Origin of the sequence: Paeniglutamicibacter sp. ORCA_105 (genome assembly GCF_045798545.1) — a bacterium.
Lineage (GTDB): Bacteria > Actinomycetota > Actinomycetes > Actinomycetales > Micrococcaceae > Paeniglutamicibacter > Paeniglutamicibacter sulfureus.
This window is the reverse complement of sequence record NZ_JBIXLM010000012.1, coordinates 35253-60563: the sequence shown is the minus strand read 5'-3', so window position 1 is coordinate 60563 and position 25311 is coordinate 35253. Positions and strand designations below refer to the sequence as shown.

The following is a 25311-nucleotide window of genomic DNA, read 5'->3' as shown; positions in this document are numbered from 1 at the left end:
GCGGGCAGGGGACTTGCGTCCCCTGCCCGCTTCATTGGTTTTTGTGCGTGGTCGGCGTGCCTAGATGCCGATGGCCTGCTCGATGACGCCGATGCCGAAGAACAGCACGAAGGCCCCCGCGACGACCCACATCAGCGGGTGCACCTCGCGGGCCCTGCCCTGGATCGAGCGGATGAAGACGAAGGCCACAAAGCCCGCGCCGATGCCGTTGGCGATCGAGTAGGTGAAGGGCATCAACACGAACGTCAGGAACGCCGGGATGGCAACGCCCCAGTCGTTCCAGTCGATCTTGGAAACGTGCGAGATCATCATGAAGCCGACGACCACCAGGGCCGGGGCGACTGCCTCGAACGGCACCAGGTGGATCAGCGGGGTCAGGAACATCGCGGCCAGGAACAGCACGCCGGTGACGATGGAGGCCAGGCCCGTGCGGGCGCCCTCGCCGATGCCCGCGCCGGATTCGACGTAGATCTGGCTGGAGGAGCCCGAGGCCCCGCCGCCGACCACTGCGCCCATGGCGTCAACCAGCAGCACCTTGTCCACGTCCGGGATGTTCCCGTCCTTGTCCACCGTCCCGGCCTCGTTGGCCAGGCCGACCATGGTGCCCATGGCGTCGAAGAAGATCGACAGCAGGATCACGAAAGCCAGCAGCAGCGCGGAGGTGGCACCCAGGGTGCTGAACGCACCGAAGACGTTGGCCTGGCCCACCAGGGACAGGTCAGGAAGCGCCCAGGTGGGCATCGAGGGGGCCACCAGCGACCAGCCCTGCGGGTTGGCCGTCCCGGTGGCGGCATCGAAGGACGGGCCGATGTCGAACACGGCCTCGAGGACGTTGGCCAGGATCGCGGAGACCACGATGCCAATGAGGATTGCACCCTTGGTCTGGCGCACCACCAGGGCGATGGTGAGCAGCAGGCCCACGAGGAACACCAGGATCGGCCAGCCGGTCAGCGAGCCGTCAAACCCAAGGCCCACCGGGACCGTGGTCCCGGCGGCATCCGGGACGCGGCGCACAAAACCGGCATTGACCAGGCCGATGAGGGCGATGAACATGCCGATGCCGACCACGATGGCCGACTTGAGGCTGGTTGGCACGGCGTTGAACACTGCGGTCCGGAATCCGGTGAGCACCAGCACCAGCATGGTCACACCGGAAATGATGACAAGTCCCATGACGTCGGGCCAGGTGAGTCCCGGGTTGGCGGCAACCGTCACGGCGATGAAGGCGTTGACGCCCAGGCCCGCGGCCATGGCGAACGGGTGCTTGGCCCACGCGCCCATGAGGATGGTCATGATGCCGGCGACCAGGGCGGTGACCGCGGCGACGCGGGCCGAGCCCAGCGAGTCTCCGTTGGAGTCGGCGCCGGAAAGAATGAGGGGGTTCAGCACTACGATGTAGCTCATCGCGAAGAAGGTGGCGAAGCCGCCACGGATCTCCCGCGAGTAGTTCGAGCCGCGTTCGGTGATCTTGAAATACCGGTCCAGACGTGACACGTCGGTCCTTGGGGGGAGGGTCTTTTCCTGAGGGGACATGTGGGAATTATAGTTCGGCTTTACGCCCCTAGGCGAAAAATCAGGGGAGAAATGCGCCACGCTCAACGGCAGATAGACCCACGTCACACTGTGGTAGACAATGGGAGTACGGGACCTCGTACGGGGGAAGCCCGCGAGGACTCAGACCGTGACACGTAGGAGTGAAGACGATGAGCGAAAACAACAAGGCCCAGGGTGACGCCGAGGTCATCGAAGGAATCGTTGTCGGTGTCGACGGTTCGGACCAGGGCCTCTGTGCCCTGAAGTGGGCGGCGCAGGAAGCCAAGAGGCGCGGAAGCGTCCTGAATATCGTGACCGCCTATACGATCCCGGTCTTCGCCGCCTCCTCCATGGACGCCGGCTACGCCACGCTGGATGACCAGTTGATCCGCAACGGCGCGGAGGAAGTCGTCCGCCAGGCGCGGGCCACCATCACCGACGAAAACATCACTGTGCGCACCTACATCGAGTCAGGCGACCCGGCGGGGGTGCTGCTGGACCTGAGCCGCCAGGCCGAGCTCGTCGTGGTCGGCACCCGTGGCCGCGGCGGCTTCGTGGGGAGGCTGCTCGGCTCGGTATCCAGCGCGCTGCCGGCGCACTCCAAGTGCCCTACCGTCGTGGTGCCACTGTGCGTATCCAAGCGCGACGAGCACGACACCCAGGTCCAGGACCGGGTTGTCGTCGGTGTCGACGGATCCGACCGGGCGCGCCTGGCCGTCCTGGTGGCCGCCGAGCTGGCTGCCACCCGCGGCCTGACGCTGCGCGTGGTGTGTGCCCTGGCACCGATCAGCGGCGCGCTGGCCTGGATGCCGGCAACAGTTGACCAGGAAGCGGTCACCGCCGACGTGCGCCACCAGATGGGCATCGGCAAGGCCTGGTTGCAGAGCCTGTTCCCGGGCCTTGAGATTGAAACCGATGTCATCGACGGCGCTCCGGTGGAGATCCTGATCCGCGAATCCGAGACCGCACTGCTGCTGGTGACCGGCTCCCGCGGTCGCGGCGGTTTTGCCGGGATGCTGCTGGGCTCCACCAGCCAGGGCGTGCTGCACCACTCCAAGGGTCCGGTCATGGTGGTCCCCGACGGGGATGACCCGCGTTTGGCCTCCCGCCAGGAGTTCGAGGACAGGGCCAACGGGGGGCTCTAGGCAGCTTCGACCACCAAATGGGTGAGGGCCCGTCAACCAATGGTTGACGGGCCCTCACCCATTTGATCTTGGTGCGGAGAATCCGTTAGTAGCGTCCCGCATAGGGGTGCAGGTTGTTGATGTAACCCAGCGAGGTGACGGAGATGCCGCTAACGGGGTTGCGTGCATGCAGGACCTGTCCGCCGCCCAGGTAGATGGCGACGTGGTAGAACGAGCTGCCTCCGTTGGAGGAGGAGAAGACCAGGTCGCCCGCGCGCAGTTGGCTCAGCGGGACCTTGGTCGGCGCGGCCGCATATTGCTGCGACGAGGTCCGCGGCAGGTAGATGCCGGACTTGGCATATGCCGCCTGGGTGAAGGACGAGCAGTCGTAGAAGTCCGGGCCGTTGGCGCCGTACCTGTATCGCTTGGATTCGTCGTTGGCGATCATGTGTCCCCAAGAGAAGGCCGCGTTGTAGCTGCGTGACGACTGGGGCGCCTCGGGCTCCTTGGTGGGCTCGGGCTCCGGCTTGGGCTTGATTGACTGCTTCGGGGCCTGCGGAGCGATCGTCGGCTTCGGTGTTGGCGTCGGCTTGGGCTTGACCGTTTCCTTCGGCTTCTCGGTCTCGGGAGCCGGCTTGGGCCTGGGCTTGGCGGTTTCCTTCGGCTTCTCGGTCTCGGGAGCCGGCTTGGCGGTTTCCGTTGGCTTTTGGGGCTCGGGAGCAGGCTTCGGAGCGGACTTGGATGGCTCCGGATCTTCCTTCTGGGGAATCGCCACGGTGAGCTGTGGGGGCTTGGGCGCGGAGGGCTTGGGAACCAGCGAGTTGCCCTGCGGGCGTTCAGTGGGGACCTTCGGCGGGGCCGCCAGCGGCTTGATCTCGGGTGCCTTGCTCAGCTCGACCTCTGGGGGTGCGGACTGGGGCTCATTCTCGATCAGTTCCTGGAGCTTTTTGGCTTCCGCAGCAGCTTCCTTGGCGGCAATGCGCTCGGATTCCTCGCTGGCGTCGACCTCGTGCAGGTACGCCAATTGGCCGATGAGCTCTTCGCGGATTTTTTCCTGGGGAGCAATGGAGTCTTGGAAGCTCGAAAGCGTCGTTGAGGCCTCTGCCGCGGCGGTTTGCTGGGCGCTGGTTGCTTCGTCGGCGGCCTTGGCCGCTGCGGCGGCATAGTCCTGCCACGCAGTCCAAAGAGCTGAGGCGTCCTCGGCGTTGCTGACGGTCATGGTGCGGTTGGCGCTCAGTGCGTCCATGGTGGAAGCCTTGTAGAGGACGTCGTTGTCCTCGGAGTCTTCCAGCAAGGTCATAACGCCGGGATTGATGCCGCCATTGCGGTAAAGGTTGGATGCCAGTTCCCCGACATCCTTCTTGCTCGAGAGCAGGTATTCGGTGGCCTTGTCCGCTTCCGCGGCGGCTTCGGCAGCGGCCTCGGTGCGTTCGGCGAGCAATTCGTCAGCGGCCAGCAGGTTGTCCTGGGCATGCAATGCGGCTGCCTCGGCGGAGATGATTCCTTGGCGGCCGGATTCGATCTGGGCTTCGAGTCGCTCGACCAGGGAGTTGAGCGCCGCCGGGTCAGATTTAGCCGCCTCCAACTGCGCTCGAGTAGGGAGCGCGATGCTGGAGGTGCCGGGCTCCGCCACGATGGTGAGGGCGCTCGGAGCGATTGGTGCCGCTGCTGCCGGCAGTGCGCCCGTGAAGCATGTGGCGGCCAATGCAAATGAGCAGGCGGCGACGCCGAGTGTTTCCCTGATTGCCATGCCTTGATGTTCCTTACCTCGGCGATCGGTTAGCAAGTCTCGCAACACGCGCGGGAAATACGGCCGAACCGGTGCGGCCAGATCGCTGCTTCCTATAGCACCCTATGGGAAAACCATTCACACTGGCAACACCAGTCACTTCAATAACGGCAATTACAACGGTGTAATTATTCGTCAATTTGCGCGGCATTTTGGAAATTTTGGAATCAAACTCGTTAGCCCGCAGGAATAGACTCAGGTCAGATTGGAGTGTTGCATCATCGTCACGAAGCGACGGAGGCGATGGAAGCGCTTCGGGGGATGGAATAAGCCCGGATGAACATCCTGATACAGGACCAAGGGGTCTGTTGCCCCAGGCGAAGGAACCCGGCTTTCCGCTACGGAGCGATGTCCGCCGGAACGGTGCGCCTAGCGTGCACGGTACTGACCGGCCCCCGCGAGGTGTAGAGCCCTAGCCCCACCCAAGTTCATGCAGTCGTTCGTCATCGATGCCAAAGTGGTGGGCAATCTCGTGAACGATCGTGATGCCCACTTCTTCAACAACCTGCTTCTCGGTGGAGCAGATTTCGAGGATTGCGTTCTTGAAAATAGTTATGCGGTCGGGCATGGCCCCGGCGCCCCATCCCGAATCACGCTCCGTCAGTGATGTTCCCTCGTAAAGACCCAGTAATTTAGTCGCCGGGTCTTCGCTGGGCAGAGGCTTGTAGGCATCCTCGATGAAGATGGCGACGTTTTCCATCATGACAAGGAGGGCCTCGGGGATTTCATCCAGGGCGCGCTCGGCCACCAGTTCAAACTCATCGTCAGTCATTTCGTACGCCATGCGTTGCACTCTACCTAGCTGCCGTCCCGATTTCCGGCGGCCGTACGACGACTCGAAGGGGCGGGGGTGACGCGGAAATCGCGTTGTGTCGACTGTCACGCGTGTCCGGTTTTGCGCGGTGGGAAGTTTACCTCTATAGTTATTTGAGTCCACTGCGGCGGAGTAATCCACGGCAGTGGTTCCTGGCCCCCATCGTCTAGCGGCCTAGGACACTGCCCTTTCACGGCAGCGGCACGGGTTCGAATCCCGTTGGGGGTACGCACGAAATCTGGATTTTGCTCGAGCGAAATGCTCTGGTAGAGTTCTTGTCTTGTGAGCGAGGGAGACTTCGCGAATAAGGCCCTGTAGCGCAGTTGGTTAGCGCGCCGCCCTGTCACGGCGGAGGTCGCGGGTTCAAGTCCCGTCAGGGTCGCTTAGGTTTTTCGGTTCGCCGGAAGATCGGGTGATCATCTAGCCTGATGATGCCAGGCTCTGTAGCTCAGTTGGTAGAGCGTTCGACTGAAAATCGAAAGGTCACCGGATCGACGCCGGTCGGAGCCACCATCTAAAACCCCCCTTGGAAACAAGGGGGGTTTTTGCTTTGTCAACGCGAATGTTGAAGCCCGGCTTGTGTGGGCCAAATAGGGGCAAGAAATTGGTGTCGGCCCTGGGCCTGCCAAGGTCTTCCGATTCTTGCCGAAGGACGTCGGAATCGTTCCCGGAACCCTTGCCCACCTGCCGATTCTTGCGATGTCCATCACATTCGGTTGTAGGCTGGTGGCGTACGCCGAGCATGACGAGGTGAGCGCAGAGAGGACCGGACCCATGGATCATGAACTTTCGGTGCATAGCTTGCCCGAAACCGAAGCCAGCGGAACCACGAGGATCACCGATCTTGCCGTGGCGAAGGTTGCCGCCGCCGCCGCCCGGGGCATTCCGGGAGTGCATTCGCTGGGGTTGGGAACCTCGCGGGCGTTCGGCGCCCTGCGCGGCGCCGTGGGTTCCGCCACGGAACCAGCACATGGCGTCAGCGTGGAAGTCGGATCGCGGCAGGTTGCAATAGACCTGGTCCTCACCGCCACGTTCGGCTATCGCCTTCACGATCTCGCGACGGCGGTGCGCGAGGCGGTATTCAGAGCCGTCCAGGACCTCACGGACTTCGAGGTTATCGAGGTCAATATTGAAATCGGGGACGTGCATATTTCCGCCCCCGAACCCGTCTCCGAAAAGCGACGCAACTCTGCAGGGGAAGGACCGGCATGAAGGCAACACTCATTGGCGCACTTCTGGGGGCCATCCTGGCCTGGGCTGCGCTGGAACACGGCTTGGGCGGTTTCCTTCTGATGGCGCTGTTCATGGCGGTCGGTGCGCTGGCGTCTAGGACCGTCGGCGGGCGCGTCGACATGCGCGCGATCCTTGATGCCCTGACCGGACGTCGATCTTCGTCATGAGCCAGAGCGCCCTTTCGCCGGTTCAGGATGCGGGGTCGGTTCCCCGCGCGGGTCACACCCGGGTCAATGCGCAGGCACTCACCGCCACTGCACGGGCTGTGGCCGCCAACGTCTTTGGCGTCGAGGCCGGCCTGGTGCGGGCGTTTCTCCGTGATGACGCGGGCTACCTCGCGCTGACGGTCCACCTGCCCTTGCCGCTGTCGGGCACCTCAGGCACGGCCGGATCCACCGTCCTGGACAGGGTTCGCGACCGACGCGCGGAGATTGGCGAACAATTCAGCGGGCTGACCGGGTCCCTGGTCAGCCGGGTGGACGTACGGGTCACCGGGATCGTGGCTTCCGCCGCGGAACGGAGGCATTGATGGGACAGGAGCACACGGACATCAGGGAGCGCGAGCTCACCAGCGGCCGTTCGCCGGCGGCCGTCACCGTCGCGTTGCTGATCTTGCTGGCATGCATATACGCCCTGCTGGAAACGGCGCTCAAGGCCCTGGGGCAGGAACCACTGCTTGCCGCCCCGGATACCTGGTGGAGCCGGGTGTCGGCGCTGCCCCCTGAAATGGAATTCGCGGGGCAGGTGGCCGTTGGCCTGTGTGTCATGGTCTTTGGCCTCGTGCTGCTGGCGCACGGGCTGCGCCGCGGACGACGTGCCCGCCACGCACTGGCCTGCGAGGACGGGGTACTCATTGTCGATGACCAGGTACTGGCCGCGGGACTGGCCCGACGCGCCCGCGCGGAAGCCGGCGTAGGCCGTGGCCAGGCGCTGGTCACGGTGCACCGGGACCGTGTCGAGGTGCAGCTCAGCCCAACCTCGGGAATACCCGTCAACCCCGCAAGTGTCGTTGCCGGACTGGAGGACGAGCTGCGAACCAACCTGGTGACTCCGTTGCCGCAGGTCTTTGTCAGGGTTGCCGAGCGCGGGGTGATCGGCCAATGAACCGCACGCCACGTCTGCTCAACCGGATCCTGCTGGCCGTCCTGGGTCTGGCGTTGCTGGCGTGCGGCGCGCACTTGGTGCTGGCTGCCCTTTCACCCGGCTATGCCGATGGGTGGCGACAAGTCGCCGGCCAGCTGGGTGCGCGAACCAACGAGGTGCTGGCGGCCACCACCCTGCCGGGACAGCGGGAATCCTGGATGTGGATCCTCATTTCGGCGTTGCTGATCTGCTTCATCCTCTTAACGCTGTGGTGGATTGCGGTGCAGGGCAGCGGCAGGGGAGGCGACTATGTTTCGGCCTATTTTGACGACGATCCGCTGCCCGGCAGGGTGGAGATATCCCAAAACGCTGTCGAGCAGGCGCTTCGGCACGTCCTGGGGCGGCGCCACGACATCATTTCGATCGGCGTCAGTGTCTGGGTTCTGGAGCCGCAGGCCGGGCTGCGGATCAAGGTCCAGCCCCGCAAGGGCACGGCTCCGGGCCCGCTGGGCCGGGATGTTGCCCGAGCCGCGCAGCTGGTCCAGCAGTCCATGGGTGTAAGCGGGCCCGTGGTGGTTTACCTGGCGGTGGGCACCCGCTCCCGGTTTGCCCGGGTTGAACGCGTCCTGTAGCCGCTCTCGGTTACCCCTGGCTCGTGATGACGGCCATGACCAGCAACGCAGTGAATGCCATGAAGGGGATGCACAACAGCGCGTGCAACCACCTGTGTTCCACCAGTACCGCCACATACTCGCGCAGGAAAGCACCGGGCAGGTAGTGCTTGGCGGTCGGCGAGCCAACCACCTCGGCATCGATTCCCAGCCGACGTGCCAGCAGTGCGGCCCTGAGTGCGTGGTAATTGTTGGTGACCACTAGCAGCGGTCCGCAGCGCCCAGATTCCCGGAAGAGATTCGCGGAAAACGTGAGGTTTTCCTCCGTATTCACGGCATTTTTCTCCACCACGACATGCTCGCGAGCCACCCCGGCGCCAATCAGGTAGTCGGTCATCGCCATGCCCTCGGCCAGGACCCCGTCAGGGCTCTGTCCGCCGGAGGGGATCAGCAGCGGGCGAGGTGTGGTGCACCGGTAGATTTGCAGTGCCTTGTCCAGCCGGTTGCGCAGCAATGGCGGGACTCCGCCGTCGTCAAGTCGCGAGCCCAGCACCACGATTCCCTGCGGGCTCCCCGTAAAGGTCCTGCGCCCGTAGGCGATGGCGTAGGCAAGGAATACCACGAAAACCACGCCGAGGTAGCTGCAAAGGAAGAAGAGCAGGGCCGCCAGCCCGATCGCCAACGGGTTCAGCGTGAGCACCAGCAACAGCGCCAGGGGAGGCAAGGCGATGAGCAGCAGCCCTGCCAGAAGGAACAACAGGTTGCCCAGCCGCCGGCCCTCGGACTTGAGCATCGCCACCCCGTTGCGAATCAGGGTCGCTGCCAGTGCCAGGACCGACAGCGGAGCCAGGGCCAAAATCCCCAGGAACACGTAGGACATGCCAGGGGCCCAGCGGGAGAGCAGGTTGCCAATCTCGATCAAGGCCAGGTAGCAGGCAGCCACCAACACCACACCGTTGCGCAGCATCCGGCGGTCGCGGTGGCGCAAGTAGAAGTACAGGAAAATAAGCAGCAACGCTGGGACCAGGAACACTGTCCGAGACTATCAAGGCCGCACGGTGCCCCTGTACGGGGGTGCAGGCTAGTTGGCCCGCGCGAGCTGGCGGACGGCCAACCACCGGTTCGAGAGCCGGCGGTAGGACGCAGCGGCGCCGGTCATGTCGGATTCGGCCAGCGACTCGATCCCCAGGCGCAGGTCGTGAGGCGAATCGTCGGGCCAGACGAGCGCTGCAATGCGTCCGTAGTCGAGCTCGACCACCGACTCCTTGTCAAAGAGCTGCAGCCATTCGCTCAGCGCCGCAAGCTCGTCCAGCAGGTCCATTTCCGGGGCATGGATGGCCAGGGTTGCCGCGGCATAGCGGACCCGGTCCAGTGCCTGGGGCAGCGGGGTGTAGATGCGGCTGGCGAGCAGTTCCTCCCCGTCCTCAATGACATCCACCTCGTCGTCCTCGTGCACCAGGATCAGCCAGCCAAAGGGGATGCCCCAGGTCGCAGTGCGGGTGTGCAGGTGTGCCAGGTCGTCGGTGAAGCGTTGCCGGTCCACGCGCAGCGCATTGGCCGCCCGGGCGGCATCGGGAACGAGCAGCTCCAGCAGCTGGGGGCGCATGGAGCCGTCGAGCTGTTCCGAGGCCAGGATGGTGCGGGTGGCCAACTGGTCGGGGCAATACAGGGTGTTGACGGTGCCGTCCCAGGTGGTGGTGACCAGTTTGCGGTAGGTCTCGGTGTGCCGGTGCGGGAACGGGTCGGAGGCCGGGCGGGTCAGGCGCTGCAATGCCGCGGAGGCGCTGGCGTCCTCCATGGTTTCGCGGTTGATGCGACCGCTGGCCACGGCCAGCCGCTGATCGGCATCCGAAAAGGCCCGAAGTGGTTCGAAAATGCGCAGGTACGAGGTCGGCGGGAGGGCCCGTCGGTTGGTTCCGTTGACCTGCACCATGGCCTAGTCCAGCTCCACAATCACCGGGACGTGGTCGGAGGCGCCCTTGCCCTTGCGTTCGTTGCGGTCGATCTGGGCACCAATCACGCGGGAGGCCAGAGCGGGGGAGGCCAGTGTGAAGTCAATCCGCATGCCCTCGTTCTTGGGGAACCGCAGCTGGGTGTAGTCCCAGTAGGTGTAGGTCTTGGGGGTGTCGGTGTGCGGGCGGACCACGTCGACGAAACCGGTCTGCAGGAAGGCGTCGAATGCCGCGCGTTCCGGGGCCGAGGCGTGGGTGAGTTCATTGGCGATGAAGAAGTCGATGTCCCAGACGTCCTCGTCGCGCGGGGCGATGTTCCAGTCGCCCATCAGGGCAACCTGCGCCTCGGGGTTTTCGGCCAGCCAGCCGGCGGCCTGGGCGTTGAGGTTTGCGAGCCAATCGAGCTTGTAGGGCATGTGCTCGTCCTGCAGGGCGCGGCCGTTGGGCACATACAGGCTCCAGATGCGCACGCCGCCGCAGGTTGCGGCAATCGCGCGCGCTTCCTGCACCGGGTCCTTGCCGCCCTTGCCGAAGGCCGGCTGGTCCGCGAAGGTCCGCTCGACGTCGTCAAGGCCCACTCGGGAGGCGATGGCCACGCCGTTCCACTGGCTGAGGCCGAAGTGGGCGACCTCGTAGTCGTTGTTTTCAAACAACTCCCAGGGGAAATTCTCGTCCTTGCACTTGGTTTCCTGGATCGCCAGGACATCGACGTCGGAGCGGCGCAGCCAGTCCTCGACGCGGTCGGCACGGGCACGAAGGGAGTTCACGTTCCAGGTAGCAATCTTCACATACCCAACCTATCAACTCTCGTCACGGCGGTCAGTTCTGCGCGACAGCGGGTTGTCACCCCGATGAACACCGCCCGTGCCCCGGCGCACGGGCGGTGTGCGGCCATGGGGTGTCGGCGGGGATGGCCAAGACCTAGCAATTTAGTAGGAAGTCCGAGTATATTTTTGGGTAACAGGCGTGGTGCGCATCACAGGCCGCTGCCGCGTTCAGGCGAATCTTGCATAGGAGCATCAATCACATGACCCGTGAACTGACCCACTACGTGGGCGGCGCCCACGCCAAAGGAACCTCCGGTCGCTTCTCCGATGTGTACAACCCCTCCACCGGAGCCGTGCAATCCAGGCTCCCACTGGCCTCGCCCGGCGAGGTCCGAGACGCCATCACCGTCGCCGAGGCCGCACAGGTCGAATGGGGCCAGACCAACCCGCAGCGCCGGGCCCGCATCCTTAACAAGTTCGTCGAGCTCGTCTACGCGAACATGGATGAGCTGGCGGCGCTGCTGACCAGCGAGCACGGCAAGACGTTCCCCGATTCAAAGGGAGACATCCAGCGGGGCCTGGAAGTCATCGAGTTCTGCGCCGCCGCCCCGCACCTGCTCAAGGGCGAATTCTCCGACAGTGCCGGAACCGACATCGACGTGCACTCCCTGCGCCAGCCGCTGGGCGTTGTCGCAGGCATCACCCCGTTCAACTTCCCCGCCATGATCCCGCTGTGGAAGGCCGGACCAGCCCTCGCCGCGGGCAACTCCTACATCCTCAAGCCCTCCGAGCGCGACCCCTCCGTCCCGCTGCGGCTCGCCGAGCTCTTCACTGAGGCCGGGCTCCCGGACGGTGTCTTCAACGTCGTGAACGGTGACAAGGAGGCCGTCGACGCCTTGCTTGAGGACCCGCGGGTGAAGGCCATCGGCTTCGTGGGCTCGACCCCGATCGCCCAAAGCATCTACGCCACCGCAGCAGCCAATGGCAAACGCGCCCAGTGCTTCGGCGGGGCCAAGAACCACATGGTCATCATGCCCGATGCGGACCTGGAAATGGTGGCCGATGCTCTCATGGGCGCCGGATACGGATCGGCAGGCGAACGCTGCATGGCCATCTCGGTCGCCATCCCCGTCGGCGAGGCCACCGCCGACGCCCTGGTGTCCAAGCTGAAGGAACGCGTGGCCGGGCTCAAGGTCGGCGACGGCATGGACAAGGAATCCGACTTCGGACCTGTCGTGGCCCAAAGCGCCAAGGAACGCATCGAGAACTACATCCAGGTCGGCGTGGACGAGGGCGCCTCGCTGCTGGTCGACGGCCGCGGATTGAGTGTTTCGGGCCACGAAGACGGATTCTGGGTCGGCCCCACCCTCTTCGACAACGTCACCGAAAACATGCGCATCTACAAGGAGGAAATCTTTGGACCCGTGCTCTGCGTGGTGCGGGCCAAGGACTACGAGGAGGCCCTGCGCCTGCCCTCGGAGCACGAATTCGGCAACGGCGTCTCCATCTACACGCGCGACGGCGACACCGCCCGGAACTTCACCTCGCGCGTCCAGGTCGGCATGGTCGGGGTCAATGTTCCCATCCCGGTCCCGATCGCCTACTACACCTTCGGCGGGTGGAAGGCCTCCGGCTTCGGGGACCTGAACCAGCACGGAGCCGACGCCTTCCGCTTCTACACCAAGACCAAAACCGTGACCACGCGCTGGCCCTCGGGCATCCGCGAGGGCGCGAGCTTCGTGATGCCGGAAGGTAGCTAAGCGACGTGGACGAGCCGCAGATCCTTTCCGAAGTGCGCGGATCCCTCGGCGTGATCACGCTGAACCGACCACGCGCCGTCAATGCCCTGACTGCCCGCATGGCCGCGACCATGCTCCAAACCCTCGGCGAGTGGGCCACCGACCCGGCGGTGAGCCAGGTGCTGGTGCGAGGGGCAGGCGATCGCGGGCTGTGCGCCGGCGGCGACATCGTGGCGATCCACCGCGACATCGCGGCAGGCGGCAGGGAAACCGAAGCCTTCTGGGCGACCGAATACCGGCTGAATTCCCTGATCAATGCCTATCCCAAGCCCTACATCGCCTACATGGACGGTCTCGTCCTGGGCGGGGGAGTCGGGATTTCCGCCCACGGAAGCCACCGGCTGGTCACCAGCCGGACCCGCAGCGGGATGCCCGAAACCACCATCGGGTTCGTCCCGGATGTCGGCGGCACGTACCTGCTTTCCCGCGCCCCCGGGGAAACCGGCACCCATGCCGCGCTCACCGGCGAGCATCTGGGCGCGGCCGAGGTGCTCTACCTTGGACTTGCTGACCACCTCATCGACTTCGCCCGCGCCGAGGAGCTCTTCGCGGAACTTGAGCGCAGGCCGGTTGACGAAGTGCTGCCTGCATACCTCCTGCCCGTCCCGGCCTCGAACTTGGAGGCCTGGCGGCCTTGGCTCGATGACGTCTATGCGCAGCAGGATGTCGAGGAAATCGTCTCCTCGCTCCAGGAACTGGCAGACGACGGAAACGCTGAGGCCGAGTACGCCGTGGCGACGCTGGCGAAGAAATCGCCGACCGCGCTCAAGCTCACGCTGGCCTCGCTGCGCCGCGCCAGGGACCTGGGATCCCTCGAAGAGGCGTTGGAGCAGGAATACCGGGTCGGGCTGCGTTGCCTCGAGTCCAGGGACTTCCCCGAGGGCATCCGTGCCCAGGTCATCGACAAGGACTACGCCCCGGCGTGGAATCCCCCCACCCTGGCCCAAGTGCGGCAGGAAGACCTTGATGCCTGCTTCGCCTCGCTCGGGGAGCGCGAACTCAAACTCAACCCACGCGCCCTGAGCGACGCGGTCGAATAACGCTGGAGGAAGAACATGTCTGAACAATCGCCCGCCTCCGCGGGCCGGATAGCATTCCTGGGGCTCGGGCACATGGGCGAACCCATGGCCGTGAACCTCATCAAGGCGGGTTTCGACGTGGTGGGGTTCGACGTTGTCCCCGCGGCCGTTGACGCCGCCGTCGGGGCGGGCGTGCCCTGTGTTGCCTCGGCCACCGAAGCAGCCACCGGTGCAAGCATCGTGCTGACGATGTTCCCCTCCGGGGCCATCCTGCTCGATGCCTACCGCGGCGTGGGCGAACCGGGACTGCTGGAAAGCGCCCCGCCAAACACCCTGTTCCTCGACTGTTCCACCATCGACGTGGCCCAGGCCCGCGAGGCGGCGCAGCTGGCGCTGGCCGCGGGGCACCGGTCGGCAGACGCCCCGGTTTCCGGCGGCGTGGTCGGAGCCGAAGCCGGGACCCTGACGTTCATGATCGGCGCCGAGGAGGGCGACCTCGCGCACATTACCCCGCTGCTGGAGGTCATGGGCAAGAAGCTGGTGCACTGCGGCGGACACGGCGCCGGACAAGCCGCGAAGATCTGCAACAACATGCTCCTGGGCATCTCCATGATCGGCGCCGCCGAGGCGTTCGTGCTCGGCGAGAAGCTGGGCCTGACCCATCAGGCGCTGTTCGACGTGATCTCCACGGCCTCGGGACAATGCTGGTCGGTGACCACCAACTGCCCGGTCCCCGGACCGGTGCCGGCTTCCCCGGCCAATCGCGACTATGTCCCCGGTTTCGCCGGTGCGCTGATGGCCAAGGACCTTGGCTTGGCGTTGAACGCCGTGGAGAATGCGGGGGTTGCCGCGCAGCTGGGCCCAATGGCCGCACAGATCTACCGCAAGTTCGCCGACGAGGGCGGGGCCGGCCGCGACTTTTCCGGCATCATCACCGAGATCCGGGACAAATCGGGAGGCTAGGCAGGCTGGCAAATCGAAGCACGGGAAGGTCGCCCGGGTGCGGGAGCGTCTATGACGCGCCCGCACCCGGGCGACTTGACCTCAACGCACATTGAGGTTTGTAGGATGTGACCACGACCTGCAAACCGAGGGGAAACGGGCCCTGATGACCATCTTCAGTTGCTTAACCTGCGCCATTGAACACGGCGATGGCGCCGGCCCGCCCAAGAGCTGCGCGATCTGCGAGGACGAACGCCAATACGTGCCCGCGACGGGCCAGGCCTGGACCACCCGCGACGAGCTCGAATCCAAGGGGTACAAAATGCTGGTCGAGGAACTGGAACCCGACCTCTACTCCGTCACCACGACACCGCGACTGGGCATCGGGCAGCGCGGGCTGCTGATCCGCACTCCCGACGGCAACCTGCTTTTCGAACCGCCCGGATTCATCGATGCGGCCGGTGCACTTCGTATTGACGAGCTCGGCGGAGTGGCGGCCATTGCCTCAAGCCATCCGCACCTGACCGGATCCTCGATCCAGTACAGCCATCGCTTCGGACACGTCCCTGTGTACGTTGCCGCGGCAGATGAGCAGTGGATCCGGCGCCCGGACCCTGTCATCAGGCTTTGGGAAGGGAAGGTCGAGATGCTCCCTGACCTCTGGATGTACCAATGCGGCGGCCACTTCGCCGGAAGCAGCGTCGTGCACTGGCCGGCCGGGCAGAATGGTGCCGGGGTCCTGGTCAGCGGGGACACCATTGCCGTGGGCGGTGACAGGACATCGGCAAACGCCATGCGCAGCTACGTCAACAACATCCCGCTGCCCGCCAGTGCCATAGAACGCATCCTTGGCATCGTGATGCCCCTGGCGTTCACCCGGATGTACAGCGCCTTCGGCGTCTTGGAGGAGGACGCCCACACCGCGGTTAACCGGACGCTGCGCCGGTACATTTCGTGGGTCAATGGGGATATGCCCGAGTAGCGGGACGGCCTGCACCAATCGACCATATGGTCGATGTGCAAGGGAGGCTGCAGACGGAGGATGGGAGATAAGAAGGGGGAAATCGCCGGTGGCAAGACCCCCCCTCACCATCCACTGAAAGAGAACCTCCTACCGTGTTCCTTGCAATCCGCGACATCCGCTTCGCCCTGGGCCGCTTCGCCCTCATGGGCTCGGTGGTCGCGCTCATTACCTTGCTGCTGGTCATGCTCTCCGGTCTGACCGCAGGCCTGGGAGACCAGTCAACCTCTGCCTTGAAAAACCTCGGCTCCGGGACCACCCCGGTGGACACCCTTGTCTTTGGCGCCGCCAGCGGCAACGAACCCCAGGCCTCGTTCACCGAAAGCCAGGTCACCGCGGAACAGGTTGACGCCTGGGGCAGCCGCCCGGGCGTTGCATCGGCAGAAGCCATCGGCATCACCCAGACCCGCTTCCAGGGCTCGGCCGCGGGGTCGGAAACCAGCACCGGAACCACCAACGTCGCGGTCTTCGGCATCCCGGAGGGCAGCTCGCTGGCCCCGTTGCCGGTGGCCGAGGGAGAGGTCGTCATCGGCGAATCCGTGGCCGAGGACCTGGCGCTTCAGGCCGGGGACACCGTCTCGATGGCGGGGATCGACCTGGTCGTCGGCGGGATTGCCGCGGACAACTGGTACTCGCACACCTCTGTCGCCTACACGGACCTCGATTCCTGGGCCGGCCTCGCCCACCTGGGCGACGCCACCCAGGCCGGAACCGTCATCGCCGTCACCAACCGGGATGGGGCAACGGTTGATAGCGAGGCGGCCAACGCCGCCGCAGGCACCGTCAGCACCACCCGCACCGGCTCCTACGCAGCGCTGGGCTCCTACAAGAGCGAAAACGGCTCGCTGCTGATGATGCAGGGCTTCCTCTACGGGATCTCCGCCCTGGTGATCCTGGCCTTCCTTACGGTCTGGACCGTGCAACGCACCCGCGACATTGCCGTGCTCAAGGCCCTGGGCGGCTCCGGTGGGTACGTGCTTCGGGACGCCATCACCCAGGCGAGCATTGTGTTGCTGCTCGGCGCCGGGATCGGCGGCGGCATCGGCATCCTCGGGGGCTCCCTCGCCGCCAGCGCCGCGCCCTTCCTGCTCAGCCCCGCCACCACGGTGCTACCCATCCTCGGCGTATTTGTGCTCGGCCTGGCCGGGGCGGCGCTCGCCGTCTCCCGCGTCACCAAGGTCGACCCGCTCATCGCCCTGGGCGGCAACTAGCCCCACAGGCCAAGATAAGGTCCGCGCGTCTTTCCCAACGTCTGCCCCCCACCTTCCCCGCAAAGGATTTCCATGAACACCGCTGCCACCGGCATAACCGCAACCGCCAACATGCCCCTGCAATTGATCGACCTGACCCTGGAATACCCGGATGGGCAGGGCACCGTCAAGGCACTGGACGCCGTCAACCTCGGCGTCGGCGCCGGACAGATGCTCTCGCTCATCGGTCCCTCGGGGTCGGGCAAGTCCTCCCTGCTGGCGGCCGCGGCAACATTGATCCGCCCCACCAGCGGGCTGGTCATCATCGACGGGACAAACGCCAGCGACCTGAACGATGCCCAGATGACCAGCTTGCGCCGTGAGAAGGTCGGCATCATCTTCCAGCAGCCCAACCTGTTGGCCTCGCTTACGGCAGTCGAGCAACTCATGATTTCCGACCATTTGCGCGGCAAGCCGCTGAAGCCCGCGAAGGCCCGGGCCCTGGAGCTGCTGGAAATCGTTGGTTTGGCCGACAGCGCCAAGAAGCGCCCGCACCAGCTTTCCGGCGGCCAGCGCCAGCGCGTGAACATCGCCCGCGCCCTGATGGGGGAGCCAAGAGTGCTGCTCGTCGACGAGCCCACCGCGGCACTGGACAACGCGCGCAGCGAATCCATCGTGCGGCTGTTGGCCCAGGTGACCAAGGAATTCTCCGTGGCCACCGTGATGGTCACGCACGATACCGAATTCATCTCGCTCACCGATGCCGTCGCCTCAATGCGCGACGGCGTGCTCGGACTCCCGGAACTGGTCGGCGTCTAGACCGCCGAAAACAGGCGGGCCGTTTCCCTCCGCTACTCGGAAGCCGGTTCGTCCCCGGAGAAATCCCCGGCTTCGCGGCGGAACTTGCTGAAGATCCGGATCAGTGTGGAGATGTCGCGGTCCGAAAACCCGGAGTCGGCAAAAACCTGGGAATTAAGCTCGATGGTGGCGGCCGCGGCCAGTTCGCGGCCCTGCCGCGTCAGGGCAATGAGGGTGGTGCGCTTGTCGGTCGGATGCTTGGTGCGAGCCACCAGGCCGGCACTCTCCAGCCGGTCCACGGCGTTGGTCACCGAGGTGGCGTGGACCTGCAACAGGGCGCTGGCCCGATTCATGGCCAGCGAGCCCTCACGGGCAAAGCTGAGCAAGGCGAGCATCTCATAGCGGGCGAAGGTGAGGCCGAATGGCTTAAGGACCGTTTCCGCGCGTTGCAACAGGATCTGTTGCGTCCTCATCAGGGCCGTGATCGCAGCCATGGGCTCGGCAACGTCCTCCCACCCCCGGCGTTCCCAATTGCGTTGCGCTTCCAGGATCGGGTCGCGCGATAGTGGCTGGCTCAATGTTCCCTCCGGATAGAATTCGTGCCCCAGCTTATCCAAGCCTCTCCGTGCATCAGGATTTCAGGGACGGGAAATCGTCGTCACGGTACTCGATGCCTTGGGGCTGGAGCCCCGGGGCCGCGTCGTGGCGTGCCGCTTCGTTGTTCCGCAGTTCCACGCGCCGGATCTTCCCGGAAATGGTCTTGGGAAGCTCGGCAAATTCGAGTCGACGGATCCGTTTGAAGGGAGCCAGGTGTTCCCGGCAGTAGCCCAGGATGCTTTCGGCCAACTCCGCCGAAGGCTCATGGCCCGCGGCGGTGACCACGAAGGCCTTGGGGACCGAGAGCTTGAGTGCATCGGGGGAGGGCACTACGGCGGCCTCGGCGACGGCGGGATGCTGGATCAGCACCGACTCCAGCTCGAAGGGACTGAGCTTGTAGTCGCTGGACTTGAACACGTCATCGCCGCGGCCCACGTAGGTGATGACCCCCTGCTCGTCCATCTCGGCCATGTCTCCGGTGTGGTAGACGCCGTCACGGAAGGCATCCGCGGTCTTCTCCCCATCCCCGTAGTACGACTTCATCAGCCCCAGCGGGCGTGGATCCAGCCGCAGGCAGATTTCCCCCTCGCGCCCGACCGCTCCGGTGGCTGGGTCGATGAGGACCACGTCGTAGCCGGGCATGGGCCTGCCCATGGCACCGATCTTGATGGGCATCCCCGGCGGATTGGCGATCTGCACGGTGGTTTCGGTCTGTCCGAAGCCGTCGCGAATCGTTTGCCCCCAGGCGCGGCTGACCTGGTCGATGACCTCCGCGTTCAGCGGCTCTCCGGCAGACACCAGCTTGGCCGGAGGGTTCTTCAGTGCTGTCAGGTCGGCCTGGATCAGCAGGCGCCACACAGTGGGCGGGGCGCAGAAGCTGGTGACGGATTCGGCATCCATCTGGGCCATGAGCGCCTTGGCATCAAAGCGTTCGTAGTTGTAGAGGAAGACGGTTGCCTCGGCAATCCATGGGGTGAAGAAGTTGCTCCACGCGTGCTTGGCCCAACCCGGGGAGGCGACATTCAGGTGTACGTCACCGGGCTCCAGGCCCATCCAGAACATCGTGCTCAGGTGCCCGGCAGGATATGAGGTGTGGGTGTGTTCCACCAGCTTGGCCTTGGATGTGGTGCCGGAGGTGAAGTAGAGCAGCAGTGTTTCGTCGGCCTTGGTCGCCACCTCGGGCACGAATTCCGTGGGGTGGCCGGTGCTCTCGGTGTAGTCCACCCCGCCGTCCGGCGCTTCGCCGTCCACGTGGATCACCGTGTAGTCGCCCGCGACCCGGTCAAACTTTTGCGTGTCGCCGTGCCCGGCCAGCGCCCAGCGCGCACCGCCCCGCTCAACCCGGTCCTGCAGGTCGAGGTGGTTCATCTGCGTGGTGGTGGGGATCATGACCATGCCCAGCTTGATGCCGGCGAGCATGATCTCCCAGAGTTCCACGCGGTTGCCCAGCATGACGATCATCTTTTCGCCGCGCTTCATGCCGATTGAGCGCATCCAATTGGCGACCTGTCCGGAGCGGGCAGATAGTTCGGCCCAGGTGCGGCGCGTGGACGTTCCGTCCTTTTCGACGATGACCAGTGCATTGGTGTCGCCGCGCAGTGGATCCTTGGCAACCTGGTCGAACCAGTCCAGACCGAAGTTGAACTCCGTGAACGCGGGCCACCGAAATTCCTTGCGGGCGCCGTCGTAGTCGGTCCGCAGTTCCAGGAGTCGGTCGCGTGCTGCACGGAATTCTTCGGTAACTGTCATTGCCGTCCTTTCGCCCGGACACCCAATTAGTAGGAAGCCCTAGTGATTTGAGTCACTGGCAAATATACTTGGATATCCAAGGGTTTGGAAGACCTCGCAAACATCGAGCCAAATATTTCACCGGACAAGGAGTTATCCCTCTCATGCCATTGAGTGAGAACCAGGCAATAATCGCCGTAGCCGACACCGAACGAAGCCTCACGGGACTCCCGTTTCCGGATGTGGACCTCATGCACATCTGGCAGCTGCTGGAGCCGTCCGAACTGCGGCGCTTGCGGGACATCCGCTCGTTCCTGCAGGATCGGGTTCGCCCCGAGAGCCTGGGGTACTGGAACCGCGAGGAATTTCCGCACCACCTCCTGCCCGAGATGGCCGCCCACGGCCTCGGAGGAATCCAGCTGGATGGCAGCAGCGAATTGTTCAAGGGCCTGGTCTATGTCGAGGCGGCACGCGCCGATGTCTCCCTCTCGGCCCTCGTTGGCATCCACAACGAACTTATCGTCGGCATGATCCGGGAACTCGGATCGGCGGAACAGCAAAAGAAGTGGCTGCCTGGACTATCCCAATTCACTGCACTGGGTGCCTTTGCCCTGACCGAACCCGAGCATGGCTCCGACATCGCCGGAGGGCTCGCCACCACCGCGACCCGTGACGGCGACGAATGGGTCATCAACGGGGCCAAGCGCTGGATCGGAGCGGCCACGATGGCCGACTTTTCCCTGGTTTGGGCACGCGACACCGAAGACAATACGGTCAAGGCCTTCATCGTCGAGTCCGATTGTCCGGGGTTCAGCGCCACCAAGATCTCCAACAAGGTCGGTTTGCGCATAATGCAAAACGCGGACATCCAGTTGGACGCTGTGCGTGTTCCGGAAACCAACAGGCTGCCCGGGGCCAAGAACTTCGCGGCGGCCAACGAACTGCTCAAGCACTCCCGTGCCTGGGTGGGATGGCAGGCGGCGGGCGTCCAACTGGGGATCTTCGACATCGCAAGGGCCTACGCCCTGGCGCGCACGCAATTTGGTGCGCCCATCGCAGGGTTCCAGTTGGTGCAGCTGCCGCTCGCCGAGATTCTGGGCAACGCCATGGCGAGCCTCTCACTCATGTCGGACGTGGCCAGGATCCAGGGGACCGGGGATCTTGAAATGGTCCAGGCCGCCATGGCCAAGTCGACCACCACCCGCCTGGCACGCGAGTCCGCGGCCAAGGGACGTGCCCTTTTGGGAGGCAACGGCGTCACCAGCGACTACGAGATGGCCAAGCTATTTGGGGACGTTGAAATCCTCTACACGTATGAAGGCACCTACGAAATAAACTCATTGATCGTCGGCCGGGCCGTCACCGGCGTCTCGGCGTTTGTCAGCCGACACTGACGAATGCGGTCGCGGAACCGGGGGTGATTTCGGTGCGCCCGGCATCGTGGATCACCGGGCCGTGGGCCGTGCGGGCGTTCTTCCTGAAAGCCCTGGAGTCAAGGCGTTCGATGGAAAGCCGGCAGCCGGCCGCACGCCAGGCATCGAGCTCCTCGGGCTTTCCCTCCAGTACCCAGGCGAACAACGCGTGCGCTGCCTGCGCGGCGGCCTTCCCGGTGCTCATTCCCAATGAATCGTTCAACCCAATGCGAACCGTCGTCGGGTCCATGGGCGCGCCCGGAGGCAAGGTGGTTCCCGAGACCTGCAGTTTGGCCAGGCGCTTGGGCAGGGAGTCGGCCTGCATCGGGGCAAAACCCATGGCCCGCGCGGACCCAATCTGCGCCAGCGCGTGGTCGGGGAATTCCTCGGCGACCTTGGCGAACATCTTGGCATCCGCCCGGCGGACGCTTTTGGCAAACGCTCCCTGCGCCCATGGCCGCCAATACGGGTGGCGCGGGTTGGCCAGCAGTGCGCTGACCGAGGCCAGCGCCGCGACGGCGATGCCCTCGTCCTCGGGGCAGGGTTCCTCGCGATCCACCAGCAAGATGATGGGCTGCACCAGCTCGCCGGTCGGTTCAGGGAATTCCTCGACCGGATTCTCTGGTGCGTCGGGACGTGGGGATGGTTCGTTCAGGGTGCTTTCCACGGGTTCCAGCCTATGCGGTAGTGGAACCGATCAGGACTTCCACCACGTGTCGAAGATCGTGACGGGAGTGGTGCGCTTGTGCCGTGTCCGCAGGAACTTGCCCTCGATCAGGGTTGCAGCGGCCTCCGGGATCTCCCGTCCCTCCAGGTAGTCGTCGATGTTCTCGTAGGAGATGCCCAGCTCGTCCTCGTCGGTGCGTAGCGGCTGGCCATCGAGCAGGTCGGCCGTGGGGACCTTTTCCCACAATTGCCTCGGGGAGCCCAGGTGCCGCAGCAGCTCGCGGTTCTGGCGCTTGTTCAGGCCGAAGAGCGGAAGGAGGTCCGCTCCGCCGTCCCCGAACTTGGTGAAGAATCCGGTGACCGACTCAGCGCCGTGATCGGTGCCCAGGACCAGAAGGTTTTCCTCGCCGGCCAAGGTGTACTGGGCGATCATGCGCATGCGGGCCTTGATGTTGCCCTTGTTGAAATCCGAGACCGGTGTGCCCACGGCCTTGTGGAATGCGGCTTCGAGTCCGTCGACACCCGCCTTGACGTTGAAGGTTCGTTCCACGTCGGCCCCAACGTAATCGAGGGCGGCCTGGGCGTCGTCTTCGTCGAGCTGGGTTCCGTAGGGAAGGCGAACGGCGACGAACTTGGCGTCGGTTCCTTCGGCCCGGAGCTCCTCCGCAGCGAGCTGTGCCAAGCGCCCGGCCAGGGTGGAGTCCAGGCCGCCCGAGATGCCCAGCACAAACCCGCTGGTGTGCGTGGCGGTGAGGTATTCCTTGAGGAAGTCAATGCGGGCACGGACCTCCGCAGCGGGATCGATCCGGGGCTTGACACCCATTTCCTTGATGATGGCAGCCTGTAGTTCGCGCATGTCCCAAGCCTAACCTGTCAAGGCAGCCCAACCATGGCGGATTCGTCCTACGCGTCCGCGGGAGGCCTGTTGGGATCCCATCCAAGGTTGGTGGCCATTTTCTGCAGGGACGAGACCGTGGTGGAATACTCCTCCGGCGTGATTCCGGCGCTGGATTCCTCGCGCATCGCGTCGACGATCTCTGTGAGACGGTCCAGGGACACCGACCCCTGCTCGGTGAGTGCAAAGGTGTGCCCTTCCTCGGCAACCCAACCCGATTCAACGAGCTCGGCCAGATGCTCGGACGGGCTGGCGGGTTCGTCCTCGATCTGGACGTCCCCGAAGAACGGGGCAAGGGCTGCAGTTAGCTCGCCTCCGGTGGCGGGTCCGCGCGTCAGGACGTTGAGCAATTGCCATTGCCGGCGGGTGACGCCGTGCTCTTCGAGGGAGTTGGCGAACTGCTCGGAGATGAGCGAGTCAACCAATTTAAGCCAGTAACCCAATGGGCGAGAATCGGTCATGACCCCACCCTAACCCGGGGACCACCTGCCTGTCTGTAGCCGGGTTGGCCACGCACCGAGTGAGGGAAGGCAGTGCGGGCGATGCCGGCTTCTCAATGACACACACTCGCTGCGATCGCAGGTATGCCGTCGGCCAAACTAGAATTGAACCCATGACCAACACTGCCGCGCGCACCCGCCTGCTCGAACTCATCAAGGAACTCGCCGTGGTCCACGGCAAGGTCATCCTTTCCTCCGGCAAGGAGGCCGACTACTACATCGATCTACGCCGCATCACCCTGCACCACGAGGCGGCCCCGCTGGTGGGCTCCGTCATGCTGGAAATGCTCGACGAGGCAGGCATTGAATTCACCAATGCCGGCGGCCTGACCATGGGCGCGGACCCGGTGGGCACTGCGCTCATGCACGCTGCCGGACACGCCGGACGCTCCATCGACGCGTTCGTGGTCCGCAAGGCCCAGAAGTCCTACGGCATGGGCCGACAGGTCGAGGGCCCCTCGGTCGAGGGACGCAATGTCGTGGTCCTCGAGGACACCTCCACCACCGGCGGCTCCGCGCTTACGGCCGTCGAGGGCGTGCGCAAGGCGGGCGGCAACGTCGTGGCGGTGGCGGTGATCGTTGACCGCGACACCGGCTCGAAGGAACGCATCGAGGCCGAGGCCGGTGTGCCCTACCTCTATGCCTTCGGCAAGGACGAGCTGGGTCTCTAGGAGCCCCGATGCAGCAAGGGCAAAGCCAAGGCGTCCCGCCGGTTCCACCAACAGTGGAAACCGCGGGGCGTTTTGTTTTGTCCGAGGTCAGGCGATGGTTGGAAAGGCCGCGCCGTCACCCCGTGTGGCCGTGAATCAGGCCCCGGACCGCCGGGCTGGCGCGCCGCCCCATGAGGAAGGAAGTTGCCGGTTTTCTTCTGCTATTCTTGCCCTATCCACGGACCTCCCGGCGCATCTTCCCGCCGGTTGCAGATAACGGGTGGCGCTTTTCATTACCGCTGTTGAGAACTGGAGCCCTAGATGCATTTGACCCCGCGTGAGCACGAAAAACTCATGGTGGTTGTTGCCGCCGATCTGGCGCGCAGACGCCAATCCCGCGGACTGCTGCTCAACCATCCCGAATCCGTGGCCATCCTGACCTATGAACTCATTGAAGGCGCCCGGGACGGGCGCACGGTGGCGGATTTGATGAGCTACGGAACCACCATCCTGACCCGGGAGCAGGTCATGGAGGGGGTCGCCGACATGATTTCGGACGTGCAGGTCGAGGCTACCTTCCCCGACGGCACCAAGCTTGTCACCGTCCACAACCCGATTCGCTAGGCAAGGGAGAGAAGAACATGAAACCGGGAGAATACATCCTGCGTGACGAACCCGTGCTCTGCAATTCGGAGCTCGAAACCCGAATCCTGAACCTGGTGAACCACGGCGACCGTCCCATCCAGGTCGGATCGCACTACCACTTTGCCGAGGTCAACCCGCAACTGGACCTGGACCGGGTGGCCGCCCGCGGCTTCCGCCTGGACATCCCCGCCGGCACCGCCGTGCGCTTCGAACCGGGGGATGCACGCACCGTGCACCTGGTCGAATTCGCCGGGCGCCGGCACGTCTATGGGTTCCAGGACCGCGTGAACGGCCCGGTCGGCGAGACCATCCCGGCCGTGGAGACCGAAGCCATCGGCGGCTCCGCCGGCATCAACCCGGTCACCGAAGCCGAACTGGTCGCCGACTACGACATCGACCTGCCCAACCTCGGCCGCGAATCCAAGGGCTTCCACACCGACTTCGGCGTGGACCCCGTGGACGAATCTCTTCCGCCGCACCCCGAAGAGGTTCGGCGCGCCACCGAGGAAAGCAAAAAGGCCGAGGCCGATGCGGCCTCGAAGG

General features: G+C 64.8%; 26 protein-coding genes, 3 tRNA genes and 1 pseudogene. 19 read left to right on the top strand and 11 right to left on the bottom strand.

Features of this window, described 5'->3' with window-relative positions:
• Positions 1-60: 60 nt before the first annotated feature.
• On the bottom strand, positions 61-1533 hold the full coding sequence (locus tag ACIPUB_RS08065) for an NCS2 family permease (RefSeq protein WP_407606916.1): 1473 nt from the start codon (positions 1531-1533) through the stop codon (positions 61-63).
• Positions 1534-1703: 170 nt separating this feature from the next.
• On the opposite strand from ACIPUB_RS08065, the gene ACIPUB_RS08060 reads away from it, so the two are divergent.
• Positions 1704-2678, top strand: coding sequence for a universal stress protein (locus ACIPUB_RS08060; RefSeq protein ID WP_264270523.1), 975 nt, complete (start codon positions 1704-1706; stop codon positions 2676-2678).
• An 85-nt stretch (positions 2679-2763) separates the two neighbouring features.
• Here the strand turns inward: ACIPUB_RS08060 and ACIPUB_RS08055 are convergent, their stop codons facing one another.
• Positions 2764-4407 carry an NlpC/P60 family protein gene (locus ACIPUB_RS08055; RefSeq protein ID WP_407606915.1) on the bottom strand — a complete coding sequence of 548 codons (1644 nt, stop codon included), beginning with the start codon at positions 4405-4407 and terminating at the stop codon, positions 2764-2766.
• 451 nt (positions 4408-4858) lie between these two features.
• Positions 4859-5230, bottom strand: coding sequence for a metallopeptidase family protein (locus ACIPUB_RS08050; RefSeq protein ID WP_407606914.1), 372 nt, complete (start codon positions 5228-5230; stop codon positions 4859-4861).
• Between the two features lie 185 nt (positions 5231-5415).
• Here ACIPUB_RS08050 and ACIPUB_RS08045 point away from each other — a divergent pair.
• The 8 genes from ACIPUB_RS08045 (at position 5416) to ACIPUB_RS08010 (ending at position 8208) form a co-directional block, all read left to right on the top strand.
• A tRNA-Glu gene (locus ACIPUB_RS08045) sits at positions 5416-5488 on the top strand.
• 80 nt (positions 5489-5568) lie between these two features.
• Positions 5569-5642, top strand: a tRNA-Asp gene (locus tag ACIPUB_RS08040).
• Positions 5643-5697: 55 nt separating this feature from the next.
• Positions 5698-5773: transfer RNA gene (locus ACIPUB_RS08035), tRNA-Phe, on the top strand.
• Positions 5774-6010: 237 nt separating this feature from the next.
• Entirely contained in the window at positions 6011-6472 is a 462-nt protein-coding gene (locus tag ACIPUB_RS08030) for an Asp23/Gls24 family envelope stress response protein (RefSeq protein WP_407606913.1), read from the top strand.
• Positions 6469-6660, top strand: a complete 192-nt coding sequence (locus ACIPUB_RS08025) for a hypothetical protein (RefSeq protein ID WP_302263247.1) — start codon at positions 6469-6471, stop codon at positions 6658-6660. The genes ACIPUB_RS08030 and ACIPUB_RS08025 overlap by 4 nt, the downstream gene beginning before the upstream one ends.
• Positions 6657-7022, top strand: a complete 366-nt coding sequence (locus ACIPUB_RS08020; RefSeq protein ID WP_407606912.1) for a hypothetical protein — start codon at positions 6657-6659, stop codon at positions 7020-7022. The genes ACIPUB_RS08025 and ACIPUB_RS08020 overlap by 4 nt, the downstream gene beginning before the upstream one ends.
• Positions 7022-7597 carry a hypothetical protein gene (locus ACIPUB_RS08015; RefSeq protein ID WP_407606911.1) on the top strand — a complete coding sequence of 192 codons (576 nt, stop codon included), beginning with the start codon at positions 7022-7024 and terminating at the stop codon, positions 7595-7597. Before ACIPUB_RS08020 ends, ACIPUB_RS08015 begins: the two co-directional genes overlap by 1 nt.
• Entirely contained in the window at positions 7594-8208 is a 615-nt protein-coding gene (locus tag ACIPUB_RS08010) for a hypothetical protein (protein WP_407606910.1), read from the top strand. Before ACIPUB_RS08015 ends, ACIPUB_RS08010 begins: the two co-directional genes overlap by 4 nt.
• Positions 8209-8218: 10 nt before the next feature.
• On the opposite strand, the gene ACIPUB_RS08005 is transcribed toward ACIPUB_RS08010, so the two are convergent.
• Genes ACIPUB_RS08005 through ACIPUB_RS07995 form a run of 3 tightly spaced genes read right to left on the bottom strand, consistent with a single transcriptional unit; the run spans position 8219 to position 10927 of the window.
• Positions 8219-9220 (bottom strand): YdcF family protein, encoded by a 1002-nt coding sequence (locus ACIPUB_RS08005; protein ID WP_407606909.1) that lies wholly within the window; start codon positions 9218-9220, stop codon positions 8219-8221.
• Between the two features lie 48 nt (positions 9221-9268).
• Positions 9269-10120 carry a hypothetical protein gene (locus ACIPUB_RS08000; protein ID WP_407606908.1) on the bottom strand — a complete coding sequence of 284 codons (852 nt, stop codon included), beginning with the start codon at positions 10118-10120 and terminating at the stop codon, positions 9269-9271.
• A gap of 3 nt (positions 10121-10123) precedes the next feature.
• A complete protein-coding gene (locus ACIPUB_RS07995; RefSeq protein ID WP_407606907.1) occupies positions 10124-10927 on the bottom strand; it encodes an exodeoxyribonuclease III in 804 nt (267 codons plus the stop codon).
• A 239-nt stretch (positions 10928-11166) separates the two neighbouring features.
• On the opposite strand from ACIPUB_RS07995, the gene ACIPUB_RS07990 reads away from it, so the two are divergent.
• The 6 genes from ACIPUB_RS07990 to ACIPUB_RS07965 all read left to right on the top strand — a co-directional run bounded on the left by ACIPUB_RS07990 (position 11167) and on the right by ACIPUB_RS07965 (position 17696).
• Entirely contained in the window at positions 11167-12666 is a 1500-nt protein-coding gene (locus ACIPUB_RS07990; RefSeq protein WP_407606906.1) for a CoA-acylating methylmalonate-semialdehyde dehydrogenase, read from the top strand.
• A gap of 5 nt (positions 12667-12671) precedes the next feature.
• Positions 12672-13745: an enoyl-CoA hydratase/isomerase family protein gene (locus ACIPUB_RS07985; protein ID WP_407606905.1), complete on the top strand. Its 1074-nt coding sequence runs from the start codon at positions 12672-12674 to the stop codon at positions 13743-13745.
• A gap of 15 nt (positions 13746-13760) precedes the next feature.
• A complete protein-coding gene (gene mmsB / locus ACIPUB_RS07980) occupies positions 13761-14687 on the top strand; it encodes a 3-hydroxyisobutyrate dehydrogenase (RefSeq protein ID WP_407606904.1) in 927 nt (308 codons plus the stop codon).
• Positions 14688-14832: 145 nt separating this feature from the next.
• Positions 14833-15648: a hydrolase gene (locus tag ACIPUB_RS07975; protein ID WP_407606903.1), complete on the top strand. Its 816-nt coding sequence runs from the start codon at positions 14833-14835 to the stop codon at positions 15646-15648.
• Between the two features lie 134 nt (positions 15649-15782).
• Positions 15783-16898: an ABC transporter permease gene (locus tag ACIPUB_RS07970; protein ID WP_407606902.1), complete on the top strand. Its 1116-nt coding sequence runs from the start codon at positions 15783-15785 to the stop codon at positions 16896-16898.
• A gap of 72 nt (positions 16899-16970) precedes the next feature.
• On the top strand, positions 16971-17696 hold the full coding sequence (locus ACIPUB_RS07965) for an ABC transporter ATP-binding protein (protein ID WP_407606901.1): 726 nt from the start codon (positions 16971-16973) through the stop codon (positions 17694-17696).
• A 32-nt stretch (positions 17697-17728) separates the two neighbouring features.
• On the opposite strand, the gene ACIPUB_RS07960 is transcribed toward ACIPUB_RS07965, so the two are convergent.
• Complete coding sequence (locus ACIPUB_RS07960; RefSeq protein ID WP_264270540.1) at positions 17729-18253, bottom strand: MarR family winged helix-turn-helix transcriptional regulator; 525 nt, start codon at positions 18251-18253, stop codon at positions 17729-17731.
• Between the two features lie 52 nt (positions 18254-18305).
• Positions 18306-20021: an AMP-binding protein gene (locus ACIPUB_RS07955; RefSeq protein ID WP_407606900.1), complete on the bottom strand. Its 1716-nt coding sequence runs from the start codon at positions 20019-20021 to the stop codon at positions 18306-18308.
• Between the two features lie 143 nt (positions 20022-20164).
• On the opposite strand from ACIPUB_RS07955, the gene ACIPUB_RS07950 reads away from it, so the two are divergent.
• The gene (locus ACIPUB_RS07950) at positions 20165-21394 is read left to right on the top strand and encodes an acyl-CoA dehydrogenase family protein (RefSeq protein WP_407606899.1); all 1230 of its coding nucleotides are present in this window, start codon (positions 20165-20167) and stop codon (positions 21392-21394) included.
• Here the strand turns inward: ACIPUB_RS07950 and ACIPUB_RS07945 are convergent.
• From ACIPUB_RS07945 to ACIPUB_RS07935, 3 genes are read right to left on the bottom strand one after another with little or no spacing between them, the layout of a single operon-like run.
• Positions 21381-22079, bottom strand: a complete 699-nt coding sequence (locus tag ACIPUB_RS07945) for a peptidyl-tRNA hydrolase (protein ID WP_407606898.1) — start codon at positions 22077-22079, stop codon at positions 21381-21383. The two genes, ACIPUB_RS07950 and ACIPUB_RS07945, sit on opposite strands and share 14 nt — an antisense overlap.
• Positions 22080-22109: 30 nt before the next feature.
• Positions 22110-22934: an ammonia-dependent NAD(+) synthetase gene (gene nadE, locus ACIPUB_RS07940; RefSeq protein WP_407606897.1), complete on the bottom strand. Its 825-nt coding sequence runs from the start codon at positions 22932-22934 to the stop codon at positions 22110-22112.
• Positions 22935-22981: 47 nt separating this feature from the next.
• Positions 22982-23434, bottom strand: coding sequence for a MarR family winged helix-turn-helix transcriptional regulator (locus tag ACIPUB_RS07935; protein ID WP_407606896.1), 453 nt, complete (start codon positions 23432-23434; stop codon positions 22982-22984).
• A 152-nt stretch (positions 23435-23586) separates the two neighbouring features.
• Here ACIPUB_RS07935 and pyrE point away from each other — a divergent pair, with 152 nt between their 5' ends.
• The 3 genes and pseudogenes from pyrE to ACIPUB_RS07920 all read left to right on the top strand — a co-directional run.
• Positions 23587-24144, top strand: coding sequence for an orotate phosphoribosyltransferase (pyrE, locus tag ACIPUB_RS07930; RefSeq protein ID WP_264270545.1), 558 nt, complete (start codon positions 23587-23589; stop codon positions 24142-24144).
• Between the two features lie 300 nt (positions 24145-24444).
• Entirely contained in the window at positions 24445-24747 is a 303-nt protein-coding gene (locus ACIPUB_RS07925; RefSeq protein WP_264270547.1) for an urease subunit gamma, read from the top strand.
• A 17-nt stretch (positions 24748-24764) separates the two neighbouring features.
• A pseudogene (locus ACIPUB_RS07920) lies at positions 24765-25106 on the top strand (urease subunit beta); the annotation flags it as partial.
• Positions 25107-25311: the final 205 nt, after the last annotated feature.